A 26,215-nucleotide genomic window follows, 5' to 3' on the forward strand; every position below is an offset into this window, starting at 1 on the left:
CGACATTGTCGCGTCGCAGCCGTGTCGGGCTCATTACTTTCCGAACCGCTTCAGTGCAGAGTCGAGCGGGACGAAGGCGCGGCCAGGTGCGGGACATATGTTTGGATCGTGGTCCCTTAGCACCTTGAACACACGTTGCGTGAGCGGCGAGGAAGTCGCGAAATCTTCGTAGGCGCGTTCCAGCTTGGCGCGCACCCGCGCGGCGATTACCTGGTTAGGCAGACCGGAGAAATCTTCTTCGGCAAGGTATTGGCCCACGCGCTTCATGATATGGAGCCGCGAGACATTCATCACTTTCGGGTCGTAGGAGACGCCAAGGCAGGCGAAGAAGTCCTCCGCGGCCGACAGGCCCTTCAGTCGCGCTAGGATATCGGTGCGATCGATCGGGCGGCTATCAGCGGAGCAGTTCATTGTATTCTCCCGGCGCGTAATTGTGGTGTCGATGCATTGGTGACATTGCTGACGGCGTGCCGACCTCTGGCACGGCGGCTGGGCAAGAGACTTGGCGATCTCAAGCTTTTCTGAAGTGGTGAAGGCGACCCCGAGTTTGACTGCTCTCCATTGCGCAGGGTCGTCACGTTGAGGAAGACCTCACGGCTCGTCGGCTATTGTGCCGCTCGGACCCGGGCCGGAATGAAGCTGTTCTGCACCTCGCCCGCACAGTCCAGCACTGGGAACGGCCCGTAGCTTCTCGGTGATCGCAGGCAGGACCTCAAGCACGCGGTCTACGTCATCTTCGCCGTTGTCACGCGACAAGGAGAAGCGGACTGCCCCACATGCCGCGTTCATAGCGATCAGAACATGGCTCGGTTCCAGTGAGCCAGAGGCACAGGCGGACCCGGCGGAACAGGCGATTCCCAGCCGGCTCAGGACAATTGGAATTGCATCGCCTTCGATACCTTCGAATCCAATGTTTGCAGTGTTTGGCAATCGCTCTTGCGGATCGCCGTTGATGGATGTGTTTGGGATGCGCTGGATGATCCCGTTCTCAAGGCGGTCGCGCAACCATTTTATTCGTTTTGTCTCGTCCATGAATTTCAAGGCGAGTTCGGCCGCCATGCCCAGTCCGACTATGCCGGGTGTGTTTTCAGTGCCTGCACGCCGGTCGCGCTCTTGGTGCCCACCCTTGATCATGGAGGAGAAGCGCACGCCACGTCTTACATAAAGCGCGCCTATCCCCTTTGGACCATGCAGCTTGTGGGCGGAGAGCGACAGCATGTCGATCGCGGTCGATTTCAGCTCAATCGGAAGCCTTCCGACCGCCTGCACTGCATCAGTGTGGAAAAGCGCGCCGACTTCCCTGGCTAGATCGGCAAGCTTAACCACGGGAAAGATCGTACCGGTCTCATTGTTCGCCCACATTATCGAGACGATTGCCACTTGTGGAGTGAGAGCGGTTCTGTAGGCGTCCAGGTCGAGCCGGCCGTGGTGATCGACTGGGATAATGTGCACCTTGACGCCGCGCGTCTTTTCAAGGTGCGCGCACAACTTCAGAACGGCCGGATGTTCAACCGCGGAAGTCACTATTTCCGTTCGGTCGGGCATCACCTCCAGCGCCGAAAGGATGGCTGTACTGTCGCTTTCAGTCCCGCCCGAGGTGAAGATGATCTCGTCCTCGAATCCCGCGCCGATGAGGGCTTGCAACTGTTGCCTCGCCTTTCTCACGGCTTCAGCAACCGATGCGCCATAGGCGTGCATGGACGAATGATTGCCAAATTGCTCCGTAAAGAAAGGCAACATCGCTCCAACGACTGCAGGATCAACCCGCGTCGTTGCGTTGTTGTCGAGATAGACAGGGTTCATGGGAGTGATCCTTCAACTGCTGAAATGATTCAAGGGTAGGCGGGCCATTGAACCTCTGGCGCATATCGTATCTGGTAAGGTGGGCGGCCGGGCGAGCGATGGCTTGGCTGACCGGTCGCTGTCGACATTGCCCTTTGGTGGCGGCATCTGCCGGGAATTCAGCTGTTTCGGGCAATTTTGTTTGCTTGCCCACGGCAACGATCGATGATCGCGATTTGGCGCATCACCGAACGCAATTGTTCCGGGCCGACAGTGCGTGTCGGCCGGTTCCAGAGCGCCGGCGGTGCCGGTTCGACGCAGTATTCCTTGGCGTCGCTATAGTCGAACATAGCCTGTTCCCTCGCAATCATTTGCAGGACTTGCCGCAGCCGCACGTCTCACGCGCATTGGGGTTATCGAAAACAAAGCCGGATGTTTCGAGCCCAGTGACGAAGTCCACGGTCATGCCGGCTGCATGGGGTTGGGAGCCTCTATCCATGAACACCTTGAGCCCATCTCGCTCGATGATCGCATCGCCCTCACGTGAGACGCTCTCCAGGCCCATTGAGTATTGGAAGCCGGCGCAGCCGCCGGCATGGACCATGATGCGAAATCCTTCCGCCGGCTCGCTGGCGCGGTAAAGAGCGGCCTTGATGGCGGCAACAGCGTTGTCGGTGAGCGTAATCATGGCTCGATTTCTCCTCGGTCCGACGTTTTCGCGGATCATCTCGCATGGACCGTGCCAAAGGGAAGACGTGTCAAAAACCGTAGGACATCCCGACGTCTCTTATGCTCGATTGCTGGGGAGACGTCCGACAACCGACACTTACTGTCGGATTTGTCGCGTCCGCGTCACAGGAAGGGCGCCTGAGTTCGCGATGCACTCACGCGTAAAGCAATGAACAGAGCCAAAGATGTTCAGAGCTTGCCGCGGAGCAACTGGCACGATTTTTGTGAAGCCTTCGTTGCGGCGGCAAAATTGCCGGCCGATTCACCTTTGGGTTGCCCTCGCAATCGAAGAACGAAGGAGAGCAATATGATCCATCAGACCCGCCTTGAGTGGGAAAGCAGCACCGCCGGTGGTACCCGAATGCTCGATCGGCCGATTGGCGCCGACCACCCAACAATCGCTCTCTACCGGCGATTGGCCGCTGACCGCCCGGAGACAGGATTCGACTGGCATGTGCCTGACGATCGATCGCGTCCGCCGTGCACACCCCTGAGGCCCGTTTTTCGATCGATCGTCAAAAGAAGAACGGGGCAGGGGTAAAAACATGGATCAGCGCAAGAAGCGGTCGCCCAACGAAATCCGGCGTGCGTGGGAAGTCTGTCCGAACATTCCCGCGCGTGATTTCGCAGCCCAATTGGCCATTTCGGAAGCGGAACTGGTCGCGGCCCATTGCGGTTTCGGCGCGGCACGCATCGACCCGCGCGTCAATCACGTTCTGACGGGCCTCGAATTCGTGGGCGAAGTGACGGCGCTGACCCGCAATCAAGGTGCCGTGCACGAAAAGATTGGCGTCTTCAACAGAGTGATAACCGGCAACAATCACGCCATGGTCCTTGGTGACGAATTCGACCTTCGCGTCTTCCCGCAAGCTTGGAGGTATGGTTTCGCTGTTGAAAGGCGCCATCGCGGCGGAATCCAGCGCAGTTTGCAATTCTTCGACGCCACCGGCGCAGCAGTGCATAAGGTGCATCTCAGGCCGGTCTCCAACCTTCATGCCTATCGAAAGCTGGTGGCCGAGCTCGTATCCGCCAACCAGGAGCCGACCATGTCGCTTAAGGCGAGAGTAGCCGACCTGGGCGCGAGGACTGCGGACTGGGCCGGCACGGTGGACGACCTACGCGAGCACTGGAGCCGGCTGACTGACGTCAACCTTCTAAAGACGCTCAAGCTCAGCCGCTGCCAGGCTTTGCGCATGGTCGGCCAGGATTACGCTTGGCTGCTCGACAATGCCGCAGTTGGCGCCGTGCTCCAGCGTGCGGCCGAAGACGAATTGCCGATCATGTGCTTCGTCGGCAACCGAGGTTCTATCCAGACCCATTCCGGCTTAATCAAGTCGGTCAAGCAGATCGGGCCGTGCATCCATGTGCTGGACGAAACGTTCCGGCTGCATCTCAGGACCCACCAAATCCGTGAGGTTTGGGCCGTGCGCAAGCCGACCAATGACAGTCACGTCACCTCGCTCGAAGCATATGGGTCCGACGGCAAGATCATCATCCAGTTGTTCGGTGCGCGCAAGGAAGGCGAACGCGAGCGCGACGACTGGCGGGTTCTGGCGGAAAACCTGCCTCGTTTCCCCGACAGCTACATGAGAAAAGACCGATCGTCGTCGGTGGGACGCCGGCGCCCATCTGCCTCCGCAGCCAGTAGCCGGGCATTGAAGCCGAGACCGGGGACACGATGACGCAATAAGCGCGCTGTATTATCGCAACGCGATGAGCAGGAAGCAATTTGGCGCTGCCCCATCGACCGCATGGTTACGACGAAGCCGCGGCCTTTGGGCCGAGCTCAGAGGTGGCAATAGCGTGAACGCCGCCGACCGTCACTCCCCACCAGGCGGTCAGGTTTTGCGGTTCGGGCCGAGCAAAAATACTGTCAAGACAGCGAGGAACGTGGCAACCGCGCTGTAGACAAAGACACTGGCAATACCCGTGTGATCCACCAATAGGCCACCGAAAGTTGTGCCGGCTGCGATGGCCACTTGGAAGGTTATGACCATCAGTACACCAGCGCTCTCGGCCTGTTTCGGAGCGGCGCGTAGCACCATCCATGTCTGCAATCCGACCGGGACCGCGCCAAAAGCAAAGCCCCATACGGCAACTGCAATTGCCGAGGTCAAGGCCGATGCTCCCATAGTCAGGAGCGAGACAGCGGCTACGGCAATGAGCAGGGGCGGCAGGGCCGCGACCGCCTTGAGACTGTGTTTGGTGAGGAATGCGCCGGCTAAATTGCCGAAGACGCCGGCCGTGCCAAAAGCAAGGAACACGAGCGGGATTGACTTCTTTTCGAGCGCAGGAACGCTCTCGAGAAAGGCGCGGATGTAGGCGAAGCTGGCAAAATGGCCGGAAGCGACCAATAGCACGACTAGCACCGCAACCTTCATCGCCGGATTCTTCGCGACATCCAGCGGACTGCGGAATCTGCGCACTTCGATCGGAGGCAGTGGCGGAATGGTTACGAGTTGCACGAGCAGCGCAACGGCACTCACGATTGCGGCGACCTTGAACGAGGCTCGCCATCCCCAAATGTCACCGACATAAGCGCCGATTGGAGCCGCGCAGACGGAGGCGACAGAAACGCCGGTGAGGATGATCGACATGGCGCGCGGCATGAGGTGACTTGGAACCAGCCGCATCGCCAACGCTGCCGAAATAGACCAAAAACCACCAAGCGATATGCCAAGGACGACGCGTGCCGCCAGCAAAACCGGCAGCGACCCCGCAACCTCTGCCAGAACGTTCGACAGGATCAGCAGGAGCGTCATCGCCCAGATGACGACCCTGCGGTCCAGACGCTTTGTCACGATGGCGATTATCGGTGCCGAGATCGCCGCGACGATTGCGGTCGCTGTTAGCGCCTGTCCAGCCGTGCCCGTGGTGATACGGAGATCATGCGCGAGCGGTGTCAGAACGCTGGCGGGCAGAAACTCTGCCGTCACAAGCCCGAAGGTGCCGAAGGAAAGCGAAATGATGGCACCCCATGCAGGGCCAGAACGTTGATAGGGACTTTCTGGGTCAAGCCGATCTCGGTCGAACAAAGCCGCGTCCACTAAATCTGTCGCCGATTCGGTCATGAATGAGTTCTCCGGCTAGGAGCTGTTGCAGCAGGGGTGGCTACATCGCCGGGGATCAAAGCCGCGAGACCTTCCGGCGGCGGCCAGTCGGCATCAGTCGAGGCCTCGGCGCCCGACGCATCCGAGGCCTCATCGGAGGGCCGACGGACCCAACCGTCGACAATGCGGGAGAGTTCTCGGCGCGGTCGCATCGATCGCATTCGTCGAAGTGCGGTCTGTTCACTGCGAACCAAGCAAGCCGAACGCGGTGTCCTCGATCGAGGCCTTGATGGGGGGATGATCGACGATCTCTATATTGCTTTGAAGCAGGAAGTTCCGTCGCCATATGTGGTTATCCTGGCAGCCAGAATTGAGCGGTTGTCGCAAGCACCAAGGCGGTCGCAATGAGTGCAACGAGGCGGAAGTCTGATCGATGGCTGCGGTTCGATGGCCGCGCGATCGACAAAATTGAGGTGATGAGTTATCCCTTTTGAAGCCGTTGCTCCCAATTCTGGGATAAGGTAATTGCAGGCGGTCCCAGCAACGTCGGGCGGCCTTTTTGGTGATCGAATTCATGGGACGACACTCTCGGTCCGTGACGCATCTGCGAATGACTCCGCAAGTTCCGTGCCATCAACGACAAATCTGGCTCTGCTGAGCGGGTGGTGGAGGCACGAGCGTGGGCTATCCCAAGAGCTTGCCGCAAGGTTGTTCGAAGTTGAGGTGCCGGATAGACCGCAAATATGTCGGGCGGCCTGGGGTTGGCCAACACGAAGATGCGCAAGTTCAAAAGGACGAGCTGAACCCTTGCCGATATCCATCCGAGGCTGATCTGGAGAAGGTCAAGAACTGCGTCTTGAAGGCTTCCGCCGCACCGGCAAATGCTAAGCCAAGGTGCTGGGCAAGATGGACAGGGCCATCCAACCCGTCGACTGGACGCTCATTAATGGCGTCGGTGTGGCTCTGTAGCTGGCGAGAAAAACGCCCTGCTGAAAGACAAAAGCTCGTGTGGCCGGCTCTGAAGGACGGCCAGTGAGGCAGGCGAGGAGAGGCTATAGCCCATTCGTGTAGACTGATCTTGTCCCACGGAGGCGGCTAACCACCCCGCCAGACATCATCGAGGGGAGCGCCACTAGGCTTACCCCAAGTGTTGGTCATTTCCACCTGGGTGACCTCGGCCAAGTCACCAAGCCGCTTAGAGCAAGCTTTCGAACTGGATGCTCCCCGGGCACATGATCGGCTAGCTGTGAGCTTTCGGGAGGTTGTCCATTCGGACCGGACCGAGGAGACTGGAGTTACCACGCTTCAGCATCCATCGGAGGATCCGAATGAACATCCATAAGAATGCCCGTCTCACACCGCTGCGTCGAGAGGAGATGGCGCTGTCGGTGATAGAAGGCGCTTTCTCCAAAGCCCATGCGGCGCGTGTCTACGGCGTGTCGGCCAAGATCGTGGCGCGCTGGGTCGAGCGCTACAAGTCCGAAGGGCGGGCCGGCATGATCGACCGTTCCTCGCGGCCCGCCCATATGCCGCAGGCCACCGCTGCGTTGATCGCCGAGCGCATCATGGCGCTGCGGCGGCAACGTTGGACCGGCAAGCACATCGCCCATGAGGTCGGCGTCTCGCCCGCCACCGTTAGCCGGGTTCTCAAGCGTGCCGGACTGTCGCGGTTGCGGGATATCGAACCGGCCGAGCCGATCCGACGCTACGAGCGCGAGCATCCTGGCGAGATGATCCATATCGATATCAAGAAGCTCGGTCGTTTCGAGCGCATCGGTCATCGCATTACCGGCAAGCGCACCGGCAATGCCAGCTCGCGCGGCAGCAGTTGGGAGTTCGTCCATGTCTGCATCGACGACGCCTCCCGCATCGCCTTCTCGCAGATCCTGCCCGACGAGAAAAAAGAAAGCGCCATCGCCTTCCTCAAGGCGGCGGTGGCCTACTACGCCAGCCTCGGCGTCACGATAGCCCGCGTCATGACCGACAACGGCTCCTGCTACAGATCAAAGGCCTTCGCCAAGGCCTGCCGCGATCTCGGCCTCAAGCACGTCAGGACAAGACCCTATACACCCAAGACCAATGGCAAGGCCGAGCGCTTCATCCAGACAGCACTGCGCGAATGGGCTTATGCCATCGCTTATCCGACTTCAGATCACCGCGCCGCAGAGTTGCCGGTCTGGCTGCACAGATACAATTGGCACCGTCCCCACGGGAGCCTAAAGTCCAAAACACCTATCAGTCGCCTCGCTCTAACCGAGGACAACCTGTTGAGGCTCCACAGCTAGCGATCCCACCAGTTGAGTTGCTCCAAGTCGGTGTCTAGCTTTCTACATTCTGTGTCCGACGCTGGACAAGAATGTTGCAATCCCGACCAGCAAGTCAGCGCAGGCGCCACCTGTTGCCCAGCAAACGGCAAGGATTATCGAAAGACGAATTCGGCACGGAGCTTGCACCAACGATTGCATGCAAATGCCGACAGCATCTCATGAACGGTCTCTCGATTCTGGCGCGGTTAAATCGCGGCCGGTTCCAGATCATGTCCCGCCCGAAATGGTGAGGGACTTCAGCCTGTTTACGTCGCCCGGCATGTTGCCGACCGCTAACGGGGATCCGCATGCAGCGGTTGCTTGCGTTCATGCCGGGCCTCCGATCTTTTATTCAACCAGCAACACGCGCGACGGTCGGGGTACCTGGGTCATCACTCGCGCGAGCGACCAGCGCCGGGTGCTGCAGGACACCGAAACGTTTTCCAGCCATCGCAGCATCTTCGCCTCTGTGCTCGGCGAGAGCTGGCCGATGATCCCGCTTGAGCTCGATCCGCCATTCCACGGTGTTTTTCGCTCACTGCTCAATCCGCTGCTTTCGCCAAAGCGGGTAATGGCATTGGAGCCGGCTGTCCGGGAACGAGCGATCAAGCTGATCGACAGGATCGCCGCATCAGGCACGAGCTGCGACATCATGAAGGATTTTGCAGTTCCGTTCGCGGTCAATATCTTCCTTCGCTTTATTGGGCTTTCGGACAACGGACTAGAAACATTTGTCGGCTGGGCTAGAGATCTGCTCCACGGCGATAAGGAGCAACGACCACCCGCAGCCCGGACGATCGTGGCCTTCATCGACGAACTTGCCACCGAGCGCCGCAAGGAGCCGGTCGATGATTTCATGACCTTCATCGTGAAGGCAAAGGTCGAGGGTCGTCTGCTCAGTGACGAAGAAGTCCGTGGCATCGGCGTGCTTGTGTTCGTCGCGGGACTCGACACGGTCTCAGCAGCCATATGCTTCGACTTGGCCCATCTCGCGCGCAACCCCAAAGATCAGGAATTGCTACGAAGCGAACCGGACCGGATTGCCGTCGCTGCGGAAGAATTGCTGCGCGCCTATTCGACCATTCAGATGATCCGAGTGGCAACGAAGGATGTCGACTTCAAAGGCGCGCCGATCCGCAAGGGAGACTATGTTTCCTGTGCCACGATGATTGCCAATCGTGACCCGGCGGAATTCGAATGCCCGAATGAGATCGATCTGGCGCGCGAGGACAACCGGCACGCTGCCTTTGGCTATGGTCCCCATCGTTGTCTTGGCTCACACCTTGCCCGGCGGGAGATTGTCATTGGCCTGGAGGAGTGGCTGGCGCGCATCCCAGCCTTTCGGATCAAGACAGGGACTGAACCTATCACCTTCGGCGGCCATGTGTTCGGGATCGAGAATCTGATCCTGGACTGGTCCTGAAGTTTCAGCCAACGACATTGGAGTTCGCTATGCGTGTCGTCGTACATAAAGCCAGATGCCAGGGTCATGCGCGCTGCTGGGCGCGGGCGCCGAGAGTCTTCAAGCTTGATGACGCCGGCTACATCTTGCCCGGTGATATTGATGTTGCCGATGGGGAGCAACTGCTTGCCTCAAAAGGGGTACGAGCCTGCCCCGAACAAGCTCTGGAAGTTGACGAGCCCCCCGCTAACTCAGTTGTAGAGAGAGACACACGCAAAGTGCAGACTGGCATCGGGAAGGATAAAACAATCATACAATTCGCGACAGACCCTGTCGACCACGCGAAAATTACCGAACTGCGTGACCGAGAGGCGATCCGCAACTGCCTGTATCGGTACTGCCGCGGGATAGACCGCGCCGATGAGGCGGCGCTGCGTAGCGCATACTGGCCCGAAGCGTATGACAGGCACGGTCCCTATTGCGGACCGGCAGAGGACTTCATCCAATTTGCTCTCGGTCTGCCGGGGCACCGTAACATCCATCAAATCACGAACAGCCTGATCGACTTCATCAGTTCAGCAGAGGCCGCGGTCGAGAGCTATTTCACCGCGCTGCAACGCGGACCGGATACAGACCAAGAAATACGTCAGACGCTGCTTTGCGGCCGTTACTGCGATCTGTTTCAGAAGAGGCAGGACGAGTGGCGAATTGCGGAACGGACAGTCGTCTACGATTGGGTTGAGGAGCAAATCCCGCCAGCGATTCTTGAGGCAGATAGGTTCGGCCGGCGACAGCCGATTGGAGCACAACATCCAGACGATCCCATCTACCAGTTGCTCAAGGGTCACATCCCCACCGACCAAGATGGCGTCGAGGGTCCCCAACTGGGAGCTGCATAAGTGGGTAGAAATGGAGGATGAGCGCCCTACGGGAACGACATCTGTGTGGGGCCGCAACTGGCGGTCACTGCAACGATTTGGCTCGGCCCTTCATTCCGCCCAAGGTTGATGGGCTGAGATCACAAGCGGTCATCGTGGAGAAGCTCTCGTGAAACTGGCAGCACGCACCGTAATCATCACAGGCGCTGCGGGCGGGATCGGCCGTGCCCTGGTCGATATCCTTGCCGCGGACGGAGACACTGTAGTTGCGGTGGACCTTCCGGGCAGTGGTGTGGTTGAACTGGCTCGGGATCTCGGGTCGCCGCACGTCGGTCTGGAGTGCGATGTGTCGCGAGAGAAGGACATGCTCTCACTTTTCGGCCAGGTCGAAGCACGGTTCGCGCAAATCGATGTCCTCATCAACAATGCGGCGGTTGGACCCACGATGGATAGGATCATCGACACCGCTGTCGATACCTTCCGACGCGGCGTGACAGTGAACCTTATTGGGCCATTCGTTATGGCCCGGGAAGCGGCGCGGCGCATGAAGCCGGGCGGTGCGATCGTCAATGTGGCTTCGATGGCGGGCGTGGTCGGCAATCCCAGGCGCAACGCCTACGCAGCCTCGAAAGCTGGCGTGATCTCGTTGACAAAGTCCCTTGCATGCGAGTGGGCTATGCGAGGAATCCGCGTCACGGCGGTGGCGCCGGGCTCCGTCCGCACCCCAATGGTCACAGAACTGGCACGCGCTGGCAAAATGGACCTCGCGGCGATACGCCGCCGCGTGCCGATGGGGCGCTTGGCTCGCCCCGACGAGATCGCCAGGGTCGTGCGTTTTCTGAGCAGCACGCAGGCGCGCTACATCACCGGCTCGGTGCTGGCAGTCGACGGAGGCTGGATGTCATTCAACCAGCCGGGGGATGCTCACCCGCCGGTGGATGGTGCGCTCCAAGCCGAGCTCTCCTGTCCGGCCGAATGCACAGATGCGCGAATCGTGCTCGTCACCGGTGGCGCAAAAAGCATTGGCGCGGCCGTCGCTCGCCGCTTTGCCGCGAACGGCGACACCGTCGTGATTGCTGATAAAGATGGCACTGCAGCGGCAGAGCTGGCTACATCGCTCCCCGGCAAGCATCTGGCGAAATCGCTGGACGTGGCCGTCGAGAGCGATGTGGTGTCGATGTTCGAAGAACTGAGGGGACGCTTCGGGTATATCGATGTTCTGGTCAATAGTGCTGATACCGCCGACAGGATTGTGCCTGCGATCGAGCAACTGTCGAAACAGCTCGAACACGTCCTGGATGTCAACCTTACCGGCGCCTTCACCTGCGCGCGCGAAGCGATCAAGGCTATGCGCCCGGGCGGCGTGATCCTCAATCTCGGGTCGATCGACAGCTTTCTGCCGTTCGCGCCGCGCCATGCCTACGGCGCCTCCAAGGCGGGGATGGATATGCTGACCCGTTGCATGGCGGCCGAACTCGGGCCGGTCGGAATTCGGACAGCCACCGTCGCTCCTGGCCACATCCGCACGCCCGCACTTGCTCAGTTGGCCAAAGCCGGCCGCATCGACCTGACAGCAATCGGACGACGCATCCCCATGGGCAGGATGGGACGGCCAGAAGACGTCGCAGATGCATCGTTCTTCCTTGCTTCGTCTGACGCCTCATACATCAACGGCTCGATCCTCTACGTGGACGGCGGCTGGACCTCGTTCGGTGATGCGGGAAACGCCAGCGAACTCTATGACGAATGTTTTGCGGAGGCCGCAGGTTAATTGCCAGGCCTTCGCAGGGCGACCGGCCGAGCATTATGAAGCCTCGGCTCCACGACGCACCTGAGGTGCTTGAGATCCAAGCATGTGCATGCCGAGCACATTCCCGGTCGGCTGACGTGTCTATAACGAGGAGAAATCATGGAATTTGCCACTTTCATTCTGGCCGCCCAGCGTGGCTATCACCAATCCTCAGAAAGCGTCATCCGCAACTCCATCGAACAGGCCGTCGCTTCGGAGCAGGCTGGGTTCAACACCGCGTGGTTTGCTGAGCACCACTTCAACAATTACAGCCTCATACCATCCCCGCTGATGATGGTGGCGCACTGCGCCGGCTTGACAAGCACGATTCGCCTGGGCACTGCCGTCTGCGTGCTGCCGCTTTACCAACCGCAGCGCCTGCTGTCCGAGATCGGCTTCGCCGACATCGTTGCGAACGGCCGTCTCGAGCTCGGCGTAGGCTTGGGATACCAGCAGTTCGAGTTCGAACGGTTCGGCGTGGACATCGATGAGGCGCCGGCCGTCTTTTCGGAATACCTGGACATCATTCTCAAGGGCCTCAACCAAAACGTCTTCGAACACGACGGCCAGTATGAGAAGATCCCCCCAACAGCGATTTCGGTCCGCACAGTCCAGCAGCCGACGCCGCCTATCTGGATCGCTGGCGGAGCCGCACGGATGGCTCGGGCCTACCGCGAGGGGCACAATTTTTTTGTCACAGCCTTCCACGACGGCTTAGAGACTTTGACCACACTGCGTGAATCAGTCGAGAGGGCGGCGGCATCCGAGGAAAAGAACGTCACCGACGTCAAGATATCGCTGCTGCGCTGCTGCTATGCCAGCCACGACGAGTTGGAGATCAACAGCTATCTCGACAATGCCCGCTTCCAGCGCCGGCTTTCTGAAGCCCTGCATCAGCGCCGCCAACAGAGCCACGATGGCTACCTGCTGCAGGAGACACCGACCCAGCAGGATCTGTCCTTCGAGACCATGCGCAAAAATTTGCCGATTGGCAGCGTAAATCGCGTGATTGATCGCCTGCTGGAAGAGATCGATATCTTGAAACCGGACCAGATCGCAGTTCAGACTCAATTGGGCGACTTCGACCAAAAGACGATGCTGCGCCAGATCGAGCTCTGGGGCGACAAGATCATCCCTGCGGTCAACAAGGCGCTTTGTCATGCCGGAAGCTGAAGCCGGCCGTTACGATGATGGCTGCCTATCCAGCGCGCAATGGCGTGGGTCCGAGCTAGGGAGGAGCTTCGATCAGCATGTGCTGCCCTGCGTACATTCACGTTCGCTTGAGGAGGTCCAGGCGGGCGAGGTGTTGGCGACGGAGGGGACAGGCCTTTCGTCTGTCGAATTGCGTGATGTCTTGGCCGCAACTTTCCCGTCTACCTCCAGCAGCGTATTCGCTTTGGAGGAGTTGAGCGAGCCCGAGCCGGAACTGGAAGAGGAGCTGCTACGCCGGCTGCTGCTAGCGCATGCTGCGCCGGCCGACCCGGCGAGCGGCCGCTTGGCCAAGATCATCGCCCGGCGTGCGATGCGCACGGACCATCTTTGGCGGGATCTTGGCCTCTCAAATCGCGCTGAGCTCAGCCGCCTGCTTGCCAGACATTTTCCCGCGCTGGCGGCAGGCAACACAGAAAACATGAAATGGAAAAAGTACTTTTACCGCAAGCTGTGTGAGGCCGAAGGCTTTTCGTCATGCACTGCACCCAGTTGTCGGGAATGCCAGGACTTCGAAAGCTGCTTCGGCCCGGAGGAAGTTGAGAGTCGCCTCTCGCCGACCAGGAATGCCGGTTAGTCACTTCGCTTGATCGCAGCTGCGGACAAACGCTTATCGCGGCGCCGTAGTATGGAGGAAGGGATGTTCATCGCCTCGCGATATTTGGTGACGGTACGGCGAGCGACATTGATGCCGGTCTGCTTGAGCTGAGCAACGATGTCTTCGTCGGAAAGTACCTTGTCGAGCGATTCTTCGGCGATGATTGCCTTGATCCGATGGCGGACAGATTTGGCGGAGTGCGCGTCGCCGCCCTCGCAGGATGCGATTGTCGCTGTGAAAAAATACTTCAGCTCGAACACCCCGCGCGGAGTTAACATGTACCTGTTCGAAGCCACCCGGCTTACCGTCGACTGGTGCATTTTGATCCCGTCAGCGACATTTTTGAGACAGAGAGGCCGCAGATGGGCGACGCCGTGTGTAAAAAAGGCATCCTGCTGGCGCACGATTTCGGTCGCAACCTTAAGGATCGTCTTAGCGCGCTGCTCGAGGCAGCTGATCAGCCAGTTCCCTTTTTCCTGGCAATGGTCGAGAAACGCTTTGCCTTCCGGATTTTGATTGGTCAGCTGCGAGATTTCGGCGACATAGGTGTGGTTGATCAACACTTTGGGCAGCGTGGCCGGATCAAGCTCCACCCGCCATCCACCTTCGGACTTGGGCATTACCCAGACGTCCGGTACGATGGTTTCCGGCGTCCCGGACTGGAACCGGTCTCCAGGCTTGGGATCGAGCGCGCGGATTTCGTTCCTCATGTCGAGGAGATCCTCCTCGTCGACTCCGCAACGCTGCTTCAATCCCTGAAAATCCCCCCGTGCAAGCATCTCGAGATTGGCGACCAAAGCTGCCATAGCCGGGTCGAACCGGTCTTGCTGGCGCAGCTGAATCTCCAGGCATTCGCTGAGAGTTCGCGCAAAAATCCCCGGCGGATCAAATTGCTGCAAGATTCCGATGACCCGTTCCACATCAGCTTGCCGAACGTTTAACCTCCTGGCCAGATCGAAAAGGTTTACCTGAAGATAGCCAGTGTCCTCCAGATGGGCGGCGAGCTGTCCGGCAATCAGCCGCTCCTGGGGGGTGAACGGGGTGAGGGCGACCTGGCGGGCGACATGGTCGTGCAATGTTTCGGTGTGGGCGGTAAACTCCTCGACGGCAGGTCGATCGTTGCCGCTACTGCGTTGCGACTTCCATTGCCCGCGCCCGCCAGACGGCCCGCCAATGGGCGATTCGCCGATTTCGCTTCTGCTTTGACTGCTCCGCTGATCCACCCCTGACAGCGGCGAATCGTCGTCAAACGGGTCAGGCTTCAAAACGGGGTTCCTCTCGAGTGCCTGCTGCACGAGCTGATGGAGTTCAGTATGCGTCAATCGCAGCAAGCGAATAGCTTCAATGGCTTGAGGCGATAAGACCATACGTTGCTTCTGGCGTTGAAGCAGGCTTGCTGAGAGATGCATGTTGAACCGTAATCTGCCGAGGATGCTCTAGTGTGTGCTTGGGTTGTGTGAGACTTGCCACTTCTGGGTCATGCCGCCGCCTTCAGTTTGTCGAGAACGTTTTGCGGGGATGAAACGCCATAGGGGTCCGTCTCGCAGTTGTCACAGAAGCCTTCCTCCTCGAACCACTGCTCCACCACGCCATCGTCGATCAGAGCGGCGTATCGCCAGGAGCGCATGCCAAAGCCCAGATTGTCCTTCGCGACCAGCATGCCCATTTTGCGCGTGAACTCGCCCGACCCGTCTGGGATCAGCTCGATCTTCTGCAGCCCCAAGGACTTTCCCCACGCATTCATGACGAAAGCATCGTTGACCGAGACGCAGTAGATCGCGTCAATTCGCAGTTCCAGAAATTGATCATAGAGTTTTTCGAAATCGGGCAGTTGGAAGGTCGAGCAGGTCGGGGTGAAGGCGCCAGGCAGCGAGAACAGGATGACGCGCTTGCCCCCGAAATAATCGTCGGAGGTCTTGTTCTCCCACCGATAAGGATTTGGCCCCCCGATCGACTCATCGCGAACACGCGTGCGAAAGGTCACGAGAGGAACGTTCTTTCTGTCGGTCATTGATTTGCTCCCAGGCCAAAGTGGTACGGTGCATTTTTCGGTTAAACTGAAGCGGCATCGACTTCGGTCGACAGTTCCGGCAGCCTCGCGCCTTGGCGTGGTTGCCTCGGACCGGTCTTGTGCAAGACCGCCCCCGAGCAGGCACGTTTAAAGGCGACGAGCTTCCGCGGAGACGGGGAATTTCGCTCGCGTGCTTTATCGAGCTTTGAGAGGTAGGCATGGTCTGCAACCGTGATTTTGACTGCGTTCTATCGACCGAGTCGCAAGCGCCATGCCAATTGACCCGATGCCTTGGGTTCACTTCGGTTTTTGCAGCAACTTTCGTGTTGTGCAGTAATGCCGGTCGATATTATTGCTCAAGCAGCACTGGAAATTGGGTGCGACTCCGTTCGGCAAACCCGGCCTTTGTCCGAAGCCGGACACGAATGTCGGAAATAGCCAAACGCCAGGATCTGGGGCGGGTTAAGAAACGTTGCCGTGGGCACCGGCTTCAGCACAATTGCGCCACGCGAGCATGGCTCCCAGCGTCAATGCCGTGCAGCAGCGAGACGAAGTCACTGCAGAATATCAACCTCTGCGAAGTCGTTGAAACCCAGCATGTGCGAGCCGTTCGAGGCGCAGATCAAGGCATGCTCGAGGAAGAGCTCGTGCTCTCGGCAGCAAGTGTTGCGACGTCTGACAAGGATCGTCGCGCTTCAAGGAAAAGAACCTGAATGGTGCACGGCTTGTGAAGGCCGGCGCATGGAAATGGCTGGGCTGATCATCCTCCATGAGGGTTGAATGAAGAGCTGGCCCCTATCTCCCTCAGCTGCAACGGGGGGAGGTAGGGCATGTCCGTCTATCGCGCTGGGTAACATTCCTCGGTGAGGCAATAAGGGGGAGCAATTTCTCATTTCGGCAGACACGACCCAGCTCTCCTTTCATGCGCTGATTCCCCCAAGGGAAATCGCGACTCCAGGCTTCCTATGCAGCGAATCGCGGTGCTGTCCGATGTCCGACAATGTCGGATGCGGATCGTAGCTGGGCTAGATCCGTCACTTTGCCTCGATGGTTTCCCACTGGCCTTATATCTGCTTCGCCCCAAATGCGGCGACATAACCTGTGCGGCATCTGTGAATGGATCGACTTCAATCGAGACCTCGGAGGTCCCGATGCGCGAAGGGAGCTTGCCGATATGACGGCCACCATAGCGAACCACGGTCCGGACGACGAGGGGACTTGGATCGGCGGGCCTGCGGCGCTGGGACACCACCGCCTGGCAATCATCGATATCCAGGGCGGCCGTCAGCCGAGGATGCTCCAGGAGGATGGCCGACCTGACTTGGTGCTCGTCTACACGGGTGAGACTTACAACTACCGCGAGCTGCGTCAACAGCTGGCCGGCCTAGTCCATCGCATGAACACGAGCAGTGACACCGAGGTGGTGCTGCACCGCCCCCGCGAGTGGGGCTCTTCGGCGGGTACACTTTTTTCACGAAATCCGTGAATGTTTCTCGCGACATCATCCCGCAATCGGTGGTGCAGCGGGTGAAGAGCCCGTATCCGGCTATCCAGAATGCCGCCTACGACAAAATACTACGTACGCGGTTCACTGCGATGCTGGACGACCTAGTGCCGGCAGTGGCACCGCTGTTGTCCGTCGACAGGTCCCGCGCTTGCTCGGTGCGACCAACAACCTTAAGCGCTAGGGCGTAACCTGACCCTGCAAGATCTCCTCACCGACTATAAGGTGCGCCTCACGATCTGAGACGATGGGACAGGATGGCTAAGGAGGTGCGCCGTCTTGCATGCCCCGCCACCGAGGCGAACCCTCTTGGCTACGCGCGCCACAGCGACGCTCCATATCGTCAGGCCTGCGTCTCATGCTCAGATGAGCCGGTATTTGGCTCTCTCATCAGCAAACCGAGAGAGCCCATGCCAAGACGGAAGCAAGCAAGACGAACGAGCGTCAGAGATATCCTGCGCCTGACCCATAAACAGGGCAGTCCGGTGGGCCAGGTGGCAGAGCAACTGAGGTTCGGCAAGACTTCGGCTTCCACCTATCTGCGGGCGCTGGAGACGGGCTGTCGTGCAGGCCCTGCATGCGGCTTTGAGGACGATGCGATGTTGAAACACCGTCTGTTGCGCCGAATCGGCCGTCGGCCACACGTTGGGTCGTCATCAGGTTCTCGACAGCTTGCCGGTGTCAAATCCAAACCGTGGTCGGCGATCCCCACCAGGGTGGGAAGGCAGCGCTGATATAGCCGAACGTCGATCAAGTCACGATCAACTATTGCCTCATGTCACATGCCCTGCGGGACTGAAAAACGGAGAAGAACATGTGCGATGCAAAACTGAAGACCGTGCTTTCGCTTTTTTCGCCGGTGGCCAGCAAATTAGATGCTCTCTCGTCCAACGGACCAGCGACGGATGCAAATTGCGTTAAGCTAAATACGAACGAGAACCCGTTTCCGTTGCCGAAGAGCGTAATGCAAAGTGCAATTGCTGCGATCGAACACCAGTATCTTTATCCGGAAGACGACAATCTCAGCTTAAGGGCAGCTGCCTCCGATGCTTACGGATTTTCCAAAGATCAGGTGATTGCCGGCAACGGTTCGTCGGAGCTGCTCGGACTCATCTACAGAGCTTTCCTCGCCCCAGGAGATAGAGTGGCGATGCTGTCGCCCGGATTTTCGTTCAACCGTAAACTTGCCATGTTGCAGGGTGCCGAGTTTCTCGAAATCGCATCGAGCGAAGCTCATCCCCTGCCGATAGAAAAACTGCTGTCCGGCCCCGCAAAAGACGCGAAGTTCATTCTGTTGGCTAATCCGAACAATCCGACCGGAACATTCGTGCCGGTGGCCGAAATCGAACGCCTTGTGGAGCAAGCAGATCGCTTGGTCGTCTTGGATGAGGCCTACGTTGACTTCGCACCCGACAATGCCCTGCGCCTCGTCAATAGACATCCGAATCTTTTGATCTTGAGGACTTTTTCAAAGAGCTATGCTGCTGCTGGCGTGCGAGTCGGCTTCGGTTTCGGTCACCCAGAAATCATTGGCAGGCTGCGCAACATCCAGAATGTCTTCAACATGAACGTGATCGGGCAGGCGGTCGGGAAAAGCATTCTTGCGCATCGCCACGCCTACGAAGAGAACCACAGGCACATCAAGCATGAACGACAGCGAGTGACCCTGGCGCTGTTGCAACTTGGCTTTTCCGTAACACCCTCCCACGCAAACTTTTTGCTGGCCCGTGTGCCGGCGGGACAGGAGGGCTCATGCTGGCAAGCCGCGTTGAAAGAGCAGGCGATCCTCATCGCCAGCTTTCCTGACGTAGATTTGAAGAACTGTATTCGCGTCAGCATTGGCACCACAGAGCAGATGGACAAATTCCTTGCTGCCGCCAAACGCGTCTGTATGAGCTTTAAGAAGAATCGCGGTGTGCACAAGCATTAAGTCAATTCACATTAAGCGCCAAGTAATAGGTGCTGATATGTCGCCAGCTATGATGATTAGCGAATAAATAATAGGTAATTTGGAGAACAATTAATTGAAGAAAATTTCCGCTTCGGGCCTGACCTTCGGCATCTTCGATCATCTGGACGAAAACGGCGATGACATCGCACAACAATATGCAGATCGGCTGAGCCTAGCAGAAGCGTGCGATGGCTATGGCTTTTATGCGTATCATCTCGCCGAGCACCACTGTACGCCGCATGGCAGAGGTCCATCACCGAATTTGTTCTTAGCGAGCGTCGCCCAGCGAACCCGCAGTCTTCGTGTTGGTCCCATGGTAATGCTACTTGCGCTCTATCATCCGCTGCGTGCCTTCGAGGAGATCTGCATGCTTGATCAGTTGAGCGGCGGCAGGCTTGAACTCGGCATAGGGCGCGGCTCTGCTCCCACTGAATTGGGATACTTCGGGGTTGCTGTAGAAGCAGCACCAGAACAGTATGCGGAGGCCAGTGAGATTCTCATCAATGCGATGAAAGGCGGGACGCTTTCTTATCAGGGCCGCCACTTTGAGTTGAAAGATGTTCCGCTGACGTTGAGACCTCACCAATATCCCCATCCGCCGACATGGATCGCCACCAATCGACCCGAGCCGGCTAGCTGGGCCGCTGCGAATGGGGCAAACATCGCCTGCGTCGGACCTTCCACTTCTGTTCGCAGCGTTACCGACGCGTTCCGCGCCGCCCGAATTCACGATGCTGACATTGGCCAGCAAGCGCCATTTCTTGGATTGCTCCGAATGGTGGTGATAGGGCGTTCTGAAACAGATGCGTATTTGCTCGCAGCACCTGCCTATGAACGATGGCTCAATAGCTTCAAATTTCTATACGAACTAAATGCCATTTCCACTCCACCAAACTTGCCTTTGAACTTCGATGCAGCAATTGAAAGTGAATTGTGCGTCGTGGGAACGGCAGATTCTGTCCGAAAAGCTCTCCTTGATCAGCTGGAAGAGGCAGGTGCTAATTATCTTCTGTGTCAACTGGCATTTGGGGATTTGCCGCTGGATGCCTCACTATACACCGCATCGGCCATTCGATCCGAAATCATGGCTCGAGTTGCCGCATCGTGAATCCGTCGTGTGATTGGAGGAGCAGCGGCAGCGCTGCTCCTCATTGCGAAACGGTTGTGGGGGCCGGACTCCTGTCAGGTGTAAACCATTGGAGCACGTCCTATCTGATCCAGGTCATATCCTGCGGCTTTGAAGTAGTTGGCACATTCGGCTGGGGTGAAGAGGTCGACGACCGCGCCGAGGCCTTGCCCCTCTGATCTAATCCGGTTTGAAGTTCGTTCTGGCCCATCCAGAGGATCAGGACATGAAACGCAGCCGCTTCTCTGAAGAGCAGATCATCGGAATTTTGAAGAAACACGAGGCCGGGGTATCGGTTGGCGATCTGTGCCGCAAGCACGGGGTCAGCGACGCCTCGATCTACAATTGGAAGGCCCGCTTCGGCGGGATGGATGTCACCGAGGCTCGGCGACCTGAAGGGCTGGAGGACGAGAACACGCGCCTGAAGCGGCTTCTGGCCGACGCCATGCTCGACAATGCCGCGTTGAAGGACCTTGTGGGAAAGAAATGGTGACGCCCGCCGCCAAGCGGAAAGCTGTCGCTCGCCTGAAGGAAGGCTTCGGGATGAGCAAACGGCGGGCGTGTAAAGCCATCGGCTGTTGCCGCATGACGGTTCGCTACCAGACCAGCAGGCCGGACGACCGGGAGGTTCGCGAGCGGATGAAGGCGATCGCGCAGGAGCGTCGCCGGTTCGGCTACCGGCGTCTTCTCGTGATGCTGAGGCGGGAGGGCCTGGTCGTGAACCACAAGAAGCTGTTCCGGCTCTATCGGGAGGAGAAGCTCGCCGTTCGCCGCCGTGGCGGCCGCAAGCGGGCGATCGGGACCAGGGCGCCAATGCTGGTGCCGCTGAGGCCCGACGAGTGCTGGTCGCTCGACTTCGTATCGGACCAGCTCACCGACGGGCGCCGCTTCCGCATCCTGGCCGTCGTCGACGACTGCACGAGACAGTGCCTGGCACTCATCGTTGATACGTCTCTCTCGGGCATGCGGGTTGCCCGCGAATTGGACCGGCTCATCACTAGCGCGGCCGGCCCAGGATGATCGTCAGCGACAATGGCAGCGAGTTCACCTCGAACGCCATCCTCTCCTGGGCGGATCAGAACCGCGTCGAATGGCATTACATTGCGCCCGGCAAGCCGATGCAGAATGGCTTCATCGAGAGCTTCAACGGCCGACTGCGCGATGAACTGCTCAACGAGACGCTGTTCACCTCGCTGGCTCAGGCGCGCGTAGCCATCGCCCTGTGGCACGCCGACTACAACACCGCGCGGCCGCACTCCCAAATCGCCTGGCAGACCCCGGCCAAGTTCGCCAGCACCTTCAATCCGCGACGGTCGCTCGCGCTGCGCTATGCCAAAGGCTCCGCGCCAGCGCCCGTCGCTTCACCCGCCCAGCAGGGCACAACCCACGCCGGAAACGAACTCAAAACTGCTGGGGCAACGTCAGTCCCATAGAGCCTTGATGGTCGGCCTTTGCTCGCAGCAGCGCCTTAGGTTGGGCGAAGGCGTTCTCAATCGGATTGAAGTCGGGACTGTAGGGCGGCAGGTAGAGCAGGCTCGCCTGCGGCCTCAATCGCGCCGCGCAGGGTTCTCCAGGCGGATGTCGCCAATGTCAAATTTGCTGGCATCCATGTCGCCCTCGCTTTCTGGTTCGAGATCGGAAAATCGCCGAATAATCAGCACATCAACCTGCGCCTGAAGGAGCTCACTGCCACTTTCGGCTGGCGGGGTGTGCCGCCCCACAATTAGAATGTCAATTGTCGTGCCAACCGCACAAGCGAAGGCCAGAAAGCCAACATGTGTTCTGCGGCTTAATTAAGAGTCAGCCGATGTCGGCCGAACATCACCTTGTCTCGAAGTCGACGATCCGACAGCAGATTGCGAAAGTTGGCGCGATGCGAAACAAACTGCTGAAGCGCTCAACTTTTATTGATCACGCGTGTTGGACGCGACGCACTCCCGTTCCAATCGGGCTGAGCGCAAATTCTCCCGGTTCACAAAACTGAGTCGCTGGAGTAGTGGGGGCGCAGAGAAATCTCCGGTCGCAGCCTTACCCGGTCAAAACAAGGATACCAATGATGAAGACTCTCGCCGTCTGCTCTGGCGGATTGGACTCCGTTTCCCTTGCTCACATGGTGGCAGCGGAGCACGAACTCACCGGCCTTCTATCTTTCGACTATGGCCAACGGCACAGGAAGGAATTGGGCTTCGCCGCTCTTTGCGCGCAGCGACTGAAGGTCCCGCACCAGATCATCGACATCGGCGAAATTGGCCGTGGCCTTTCCGGCTCAGCGCTGACTAGCAGTATCGACGTGCCGGACGGCCACTACGCCGAAGACACGATGAAGATTACGGTGGTGCCGAACCGCAATGCCATCATGTTGGCAATCGCCTTCGGTCTCGCCGCCGCCCACAGCGCCGAAGCGGTGGCGGCGGCCGTGCATGGTGGGGACCATTTCATCTATCCCGATTGCCGTCCGGCCTTCATTGAAGCTTTCCAGACAATGCAAGACCGCGCGCTCGACGGCTATGCGCAGATACGCCTCTATGCACCGTATGTGAATCTCGGAAAAGCTGACATTGTTGCGGATGGCGCAAGATACGGCACCCCGTTTGCTGAGACCTGGTCCTGTTACAAGGGCGGCGTGCGTCACTGCGGACGATGCGGGACCTGCGTCGAGCGGCGCGAAGCGTTCCATCTCGCCGGGCACGCTGATCCCACCGACTACGAGGACGCCGATTTCTGGCTTGAGGCGCTGCGCAGGAGGCGCGCGTAATGTTCCACATCACCAAGGAATTCCACTTCTCGGCCTCGCATCAGCTCACCTCCTTGCCTCCCAACCATCAATGCGCGCGCCTGCACGGGCATAACTATGTCGTCGTAGTGGAGCTGTCGGCCAAGGAACTGGACGCCCACGGCTTCGTGCGCGACTATCACGATCTGGCGCCGCTCAAACGCTACATTGACGAGAGCTTCGACCATCGGCACCTCAACGACGTGCTGGGACATGAGAAGGTCACGGCGGAATGCCTGGCCAGACATTTCTATGAATGGTGCAAGGCACGTCTGCCGCAGACCGCGGCCGTGCGCGTTAGCGAAACACCGAAAACTTGGGCGGAATACCGTCCGTGACCGACATGCATCCCGCAATCCGTGTGAGCGAGATATTCGGGCCGACTATCCAGGGCGAGGGCGTGCTCATCGGCTTGCCGACGGTGTTCATCAGAACCGGCGGATGTGATTATCGCTGTTCATGGTGCGACAGCCTTCACGCGGTGGACAATCAGTATCGCCATGAATGGCTACCGATGCCGATCGATGCCGTGTGGCAAACCGTCCATGCGCTTTCCGGCGGCAGGCCGGTTATGGTCTCCTTGTCAGGCGGCAACCCGGCCATTCAGCCGTTCGGTCCCCTCATAGAACGCGGCCATCGCGAGGGCTATCGTTTTGCACTGGAAACGCAGGGTTCCGTGGTGAGGGAGTGGTTTGCGGATCTTGACGTGCTGACCCTTAGCCCAAAGCCGCCGTCCAGCGAGATGACCACCCGTTGGGCTGCGTTTGATGCATGCCTCGAAGCGGCGCAAGAGAAGCCGCAAATCGTGCTCAAGCTCGTCGTTTTCGACGAGAGTGACTATGCCTACGCCAAAGAAGTCGCGGCGAGATATCCGCACCTTCCGATCTATCTGCAACCCGGCAATCACACGCCGCCGCGCCCTGGCAGTGAAGACGCCTCTGTCGACTTGGACGGAATAATGATGCGAATGGAATGGCTTGTCGAAAGGGTGACTAGCGACAGGTGGTTCGAAGCCCGCGTGTTGCCGCAGCTGCACGTTCTGCTTTGGGGTAACAAGAGGGCGGTCTAGTCTGCGGCTTGCGTCGCACCGGAAGGCCGGGCTCCAACGGCTTGGCAGGCTCTCTTCGCGTGCCGAGTACAGCCGAGCTTTGTTCGCGTCAGCGGTCTCGCGATTGTGCGGCTGGAAACCGCCCGGACACCCCGCTGCCGGCGTGTGTCACCTTGACTCCGATGAGCTGTCGTCACGCAAAGTTGAAATCCGCAAGAACTGGCCTTCTCGCCCCACCTGCTCCGTCGCAAGCACGTCATCCCCTCATCCTTGTCCAGCTCTTATCGATGTATCTCATTGTCCGGCCTGACGCACGACTGTCAGCATGGGAATGCATCCATTGCGCAAATGCCTTCCATAAAGAAGATCGATTTCCTCACTGGCCCAACGTGAAATATAGCAACGTTTTCGTGGCGTGGGTCGGCTGCGTCGGGAGTAGCGATGAAAACGTATTAGGGTCGCCTGCGTCTCCTTGGGCAGCGAGTGTAAAGTATAGCGATGCGGCCTCCGGCGCGAACGGCAGCCGCGCAGTGATCACCTTCGCCTGTGCCTTTGCGGCGGGGGTCAAGCGCTGGTCTGCTCAAATTTTTTATCGTTTAGCTGGTTGAAACTGCTCCCGTTGCGGGCTGCAGAAGCCGGCCAGCCGAGAAACGGCAGCCGCACTTATGAAAGCACGCCAAGGCATGCGGGCATCTATCAGTTGCAAAGGACAATACTGGCCGCGCCGATTGGCCATCACGCGTCCATTAGGGCAGCCACCAACATCAGTTCGCAAGAGGAGCAAAAGTAATATGTATCGTCGTCACCTGATCAAAGGGTTGGTTGCGCTCGGCGCATGCCGGATTTGCGTTCAAGCCGCCCAAGCGACCAGTGCCCATTGGGGGTACACCGGTCCGGTCGGACCGGAGCACTGGGCTGATCTGGATAAGGAAAATTTCGTATGCTCTGCCGGCACGCAGCAATCGCCGATCAATATCAACAGCGCGGTCAAGGCGGATATCCCGCATATCGCCATCGGCTGGCACAAGGGCGGCGGCAATATGGTGAACAACGGCCACACCATTCAAATCAATATGCCACAAGGCAGCACGCTGACCCGCAGCGATCGTGTCTACGAACTGGTACAGTTCCATTTCCATGCGCCAAGCGAACATCACGTGGCGGGCAAGAGCTTCCCGATGGAGGTGCATTTCGTTCACAAGGACACGCAAAGTGGTACTCTGGGCGTGCTGGGCGTCTTTTTAACGCCCGGCGCGACAAATGCCAGCTTTGCTGCCCTTGCTGCGGCCTTTCCCGAACTGCCGAATGGGGAGGTGACGATCGACGAGGTGAATCCCAACTGGCTTCTGCCAGCCTCGCTTGGCTATTGGACTTATGAGGGCTCACTGACGACGCCGCCGTGCACCGAAAACGTCGAGTGGATGGTGGCGATGGAACCGGTTGACGTTGATCCGGCAGACATCCAGCGATTTGCCTCCCTCTACCCGTCGAACGCGCGCCCTATTCATTCACCCAATCGACGCTTCATCCTGCGCCAGAGTTGAGCGCCGCCCCAGCGGTTCCGCACGGTCCAACATTCTTGGCACAAGTTGGCGCGAAGCCTCCTCTTCCGGTCTGGCGGTCTGACGGCGCTCCCCAAGCTGGCTAGTCTAAATGATAGGGATTCGGTGCCGACACCACTCGTCCCAAAGACGTCGCGGCGAGGTTTGTCTGCAACCCGGCAATCACACGCCGCCCCGCCGTGGTAATGAAGACGTCTCTGTCGAGTCCGACGGAATATGATGCGCATGGAATCGCTGGTAGAAAAGGTGACCAGCGACAGGTGGTTCGAAGCCCGCGTCTTGCCGCAGCTGCACGTTCTACTCTGGGGTAACAAGAGGGTGGTGTATACCTTCTCCTAGCTTCGCCGCCAACTACTCGGTTTTCCGAATTGCTCTCTATATTCTTGAAGACGATGCGTTCGTTAAAGACATGTGCTGCGCACCTGGTGTAAAAGCTGCTCTCATCATGCAGAGGTCAAGCCAGTCGGGCTCATCCGAGGCTATGGCCGTGAGCACTG

Annotated in this window: 22 protein-coding genes and 4 pseudogenes; 17 read left to right on the top strand and 9 right to left on the bottom strand. The window is 58.8% G+C overall.

The window, feature by feature from the left end; all coding sequences use genetic code 11:
* Positions 1 to 33: 33 nt before the first annotated feature.
* The 4 genes from nifW to EN874_RS28990 form a co-directional block, all read right to left on the bottom strand.
* Positions 34 to 411: a nitrogenase stabilizing/protective protein NifW gene (gene nifW / locus EN874_RS28980; RefSeq protein WP_024505239.1), complete on the bottom strand. Its 378-nt coding sequence runs from the start codon at positions 409 to 411 to the stop codon at positions 34 to 36.
* Positions 412 to 591: 180 nt separating this feature from the next.
* On the bottom strand, positions 592 to 1,803 hold the full coding sequence (gene nifS, locus EN874_RS28985) for a cysteine desulfurase NifS (RefSeq protein WP_126063817.1): 1,212 nt from the start codon (positions 1,801 to 1,803) through the stop codon (positions 592 to 594).
* Between the two features lie 158 nt (positions 1,804 to 1,961).
* Positions 1,962 to 2,132 (bottom strand): hypothetical protein, encoded by a 171-nt coding sequence (locus EN874_RS33870; protein ID WP_165349961.1) that lies wholly within the window; start codon positions 2,130 to 2,132, stop codon positions 1,962 to 1,964.
* 17 nt (positions 2,133 to 2,149) lie between these two features.
* On the bottom strand, positions 2,150 to 2,470 hold the full coding sequence (locus EN874_RS28990) for an iron-sulfur cluster assembly accessory protein (protein WP_029356570.1): 321 nt from the start codon (positions 2,468 to 2,470) through the stop codon (positions 2,150 to 2,152).
* A 586-nt stretch (positions 2,471 to 3,056) separates the two neighbouring features.
* Here EN874_RS28990 and EN874_RS28995 point away from each other — a divergent pair.
* Positions 3,057 to 4,193: a ChuX/HutX family heme-like substrate-binding protein gene (locus EN874_RS28995; RefSeq protein ID WP_126063818.1), complete on the top strand. Its 1,137-nt coding sequence runs from the start codon at positions 3,057 to 3,059 to the stop codon at positions 4,191 to 4,193.
* 156 nt (positions 4,194 to 4,349) lie between these two features.
* Here the strand turns inward: EN874_RS28995 and EN874_RS29000 are convergent, their stop codons facing one another.
* A complete protein-coding gene (locus tag EN874_RS29000) occupies positions 4,350 to 5,582 on the bottom strand; it encodes an MFS transporter (RefSeq protein WP_126063819.1) in 1,233 nt (410 codons plus the stop codon).
* Between the two features lie 1,307 nt (positions 5,583 to 6,889).
* Here EN874_RS29000 and EN874_RS29005 point away from each other — a divergent pair.
* The 7 genes and pseudogenes from EN874_RS29005 to EN874_RS29030 all read left to right on the top strand — a co-directional run bounded on the left by EN874_RS29005 (position 6,890) and on the right by EN874_RS29030 (position 13,722).
* Complete coding sequence (locus EN874_RS29005) at positions 6,890 to 7,846, top strand: IS481 family transposase (RefSeq protein WP_126063820.1); 957 nt, start codon at positions 6,890 to 6,892, stop codon at positions 7,844 to 7,846.
* A gap of 265 nt (positions 7,847 to 8,111) precedes the next feature.
* Positions 8,112 to 9,290 (top strand): cytochrome P450, encoded by a 1,179-nt coding sequence (locus tag EN874_RS29010; RefSeq protein ID WP_164759124.1) that lies wholly within the window; start codon positions 8,112 to 8,114, stop codon positions 9,288 to 9,290.
* Positions 9,291 to 9,319: 29 nt separating this feature from the next.
* A pseudogene (locus EN874_RS34585) lies at positions 9,320 to 9,442 on the top strand (ferredoxin); the annotation flags it as partial.
* A gap of 138 nt (positions 9,443 to 9,580) precedes the next feature.
* Positions 9,581 to 10,168 (top strand): nuclear transport factor 2 family protein, encoded by a 588-nt coding sequence (locus EN874_RS29015; protein ID WP_126083656.1) that lies wholly within the window; start codon positions 9,581 to 9,583, stop codon positions 10,166 to 10,168.
* 148 nt (positions 10,169 to 10,316) lie between these two features.
* Positions 10,317 to 11,918 carry an SDR family oxidoreductase gene (locus EN874_RS29020; RefSeq protein WP_063169384.1) on the top strand — a complete coding sequence of 534 codons (1,602 nt, stop codon included), beginning with the start codon at positions 10,317 to 10,319 and terminating at the stop codon, positions 11,916 to 11,918.
* 138 nt (positions 11,919 to 12,056) lie between these two features.
* Positions 12,057 to 13,109 (top strand): LLM class flavin-dependent oxidoreductase, encoded by a 1,053-nt coding sequence (locus EN874_RS29025; RefSeq protein ID WP_024505249.1) that lies wholly within the window; start codon positions 12,057 to 12,059, stop codon positions 13,107 to 13,109.
* Entirely contained in the window at positions 13,096 to 13,722 is a 627-nt protein-coding gene (locus EN874_RS29030; protein WP_029356557.1) for a nitrogen fixation protein NifQ, read from the top strand. The genes EN874_RS29025 and EN874_RS29030 overlap by 14 nt, the downstream gene beginning before the upstream one ends.
* Here EN874_RS29030 and rpoN read toward each other — a convergent pair.
* On the bottom strand, positions 13,719 to 15,152 hold the full coding sequence (gene rpoN / locus EN874_RS29035; RefSeq protein ID WP_126063822.1) for an RNA polymerase factor sigma-54: 1,434 nt from the start codon (positions 15,150 to 15,152) through the stop codon (positions 13,719 to 13,721). The two genes, EN874_RS29030 and rpoN, sit on opposite strands and share 4 nt — an antisense overlap.
* A gap of 68 nt (positions 15,153 to 15,220) precedes the next feature.
* Positions 15,221 to 15,754 carry a peroxiredoxin gene (locus tag EN874_RS29040; protein ID WP_029356553.1) on the bottom strand — a complete coding sequence of 178 codons (534 nt, stop codon included), beginning with the start codon at positions 15,752 to 15,754 and terminating at the stop codon, positions 15,221 to 15,223.
* 1,174 nt (positions 15,755 to 16,928) lie between these two features.
* Between EN874_RS29040 and EN874_RS29045 the strand changes: the two genes are divergently transcribed.
* From EN874_RS29045 to EN874_RS29060, 4 genes and pseudogenes are all read left to right on the top strand, one after another.
* Positions 16,929 to 17,240: a hypothetical protein gene (locus EN874_RS29045; protein ID WP_206437555.1), complete on the top strand. Its 312-nt coding sequence runs from the start codon at positions 16,929 to 16,931 to the stop codon at positions 17,238 to 17,240.
* Between the two features lie 832 nt (positions 17,241 to 18,072).
* Positions 18,073 to 19,188, top strand: coding sequence for a histidinol-phosphate transaminase (gene hisC / locus EN874_RS29050; RefSeq protein ID WP_126063823.1), 1,116 nt, complete (start codon positions 18,073 to 18,075; stop codon positions 19,186 to 19,188).
* 94 nt (positions 19,189 to 19,282) lie between these two features.
* Positions 19,283 to 20,317, top strand: coding sequence for an LLM class flavin-dependent oxidoreductase (locus EN874_RS29055; RefSeq protein ID WP_095484287.1), 1,035 nt, complete (start codon positions 19,283 to 19,285; stop codon positions 20,315 to 20,317).
* 244 nt (positions 20,318 to 20,561) lie between these two features.
* Positions 20,562 to 21,768, top strand: a pseudogene (locus tag EN874_RS29060) (IS3 family transposase).
* A 13-nt stretch (positions 21,769 to 21,781) separates the two neighbouring features.
* Here the strand turns inward: EN874_RS29060 and EN874_RS29065 are convergent.
* Both EN874_RS29065 and EN874_RS33875 read right to left on the bottom strand, forming a co-directional pair.
* Positions 21,782 to 21,899 (bottom strand): annotated as a pseudogene (locus EN874_RS29065) (transposase); the annotation flags it as partial.
* Complete coding sequence (locus EN874_RS33875) at positions 21,883 to 22,056, bottom strand: hypothetical protein (protein ID WP_167512160.1); 174 nt, start codon at positions 22,054 to 22,056, stop codon at positions 21,883 to 21,885. The gene EN874_RS33875 and the pseudogene EN874_RS29065, both read right to left, overlap by 17 nt.
* A gap of 335 nt (positions 22,057 to 22,391) precedes the next feature.
* Between EN874_RS33875 and queC the strand changes: the two genes are divergently transcribed.
* The 5 genes and pseudogenes from queC to EN874_RS34590 all read left to right on the top strand — a co-directional run.
* Positions 22,392 to 23,090 (top strand): 7-cyano-7-deazaguanine synthase QueC, encoded by a 699-nt coding sequence (gene queC / locus EN874_RS29070; protein ID WP_063170389.1) that lies wholly within the window; start codon positions 22,392 to 22,394, stop codon positions 23,088 to 23,090.
* Positions 23,090 to 23,446, top strand: coding sequence for a 6-carboxytetrahydropterin synthase QueD (gene queD / locus EN874_RS29075; protein ID WP_126063824.1), 357 nt, complete (start codon positions 23,090 to 23,092; stop codon positions 23,444 to 23,446). The genes queC and queD overlap by 1 nt, the downstream gene beginning before the upstream one ends.
* 5 nt (positions 23,447 to 23,451) lie before the next feature.
* Positions 23,452 to 24,177 carry a 7-carboxy-7-deazaguanine synthase QueE gene (queE, locus tag EN874_RS29080; RefSeq protein WP_164752747.1) on the top strand — a complete coding sequence of 242 codons (726 nt, stop codon included), beginning with the start codon at positions 23,452 to 23,454 and terminating at the stop codon, positions 24,175 to 24,177.
* A gap of 770 nt (positions 24,178 to 24,947) precedes the next feature.
* Positions 24,948 to 25,700 (top strand): carbonic anhydrase, encoded by a 753-nt coding sequence (locus EN874_RS29085; RefSeq protein ID WP_126063825.1) that lies wholly within the window; start codon positions 24,948 to 24,950, stop codon positions 25,698 to 25,700.
* 160 nt (positions 25,701 to 25,860) lie between these two features.
* Positions 25,861 to 26,057, top strand: a pseudogene (locus EN874_RS34590) (7-carboxy-7-deazaguanine synthase QueE); the annotation flags it as partial.
* Between the last annotated feature and the right edge of the window lie 158 nt (positions 26,058 to 26,215).

The organism is Mesorhizobium sp. M1D.F.Ca.ET.231.01.1.1 (genome assembly GCF_003999155.2).
Lineage (GTDB): Bacteria > Pseudomonadota > Alphaproteobacteria > Rhizobiales > Rhizobiaceae > Mesorhizobium.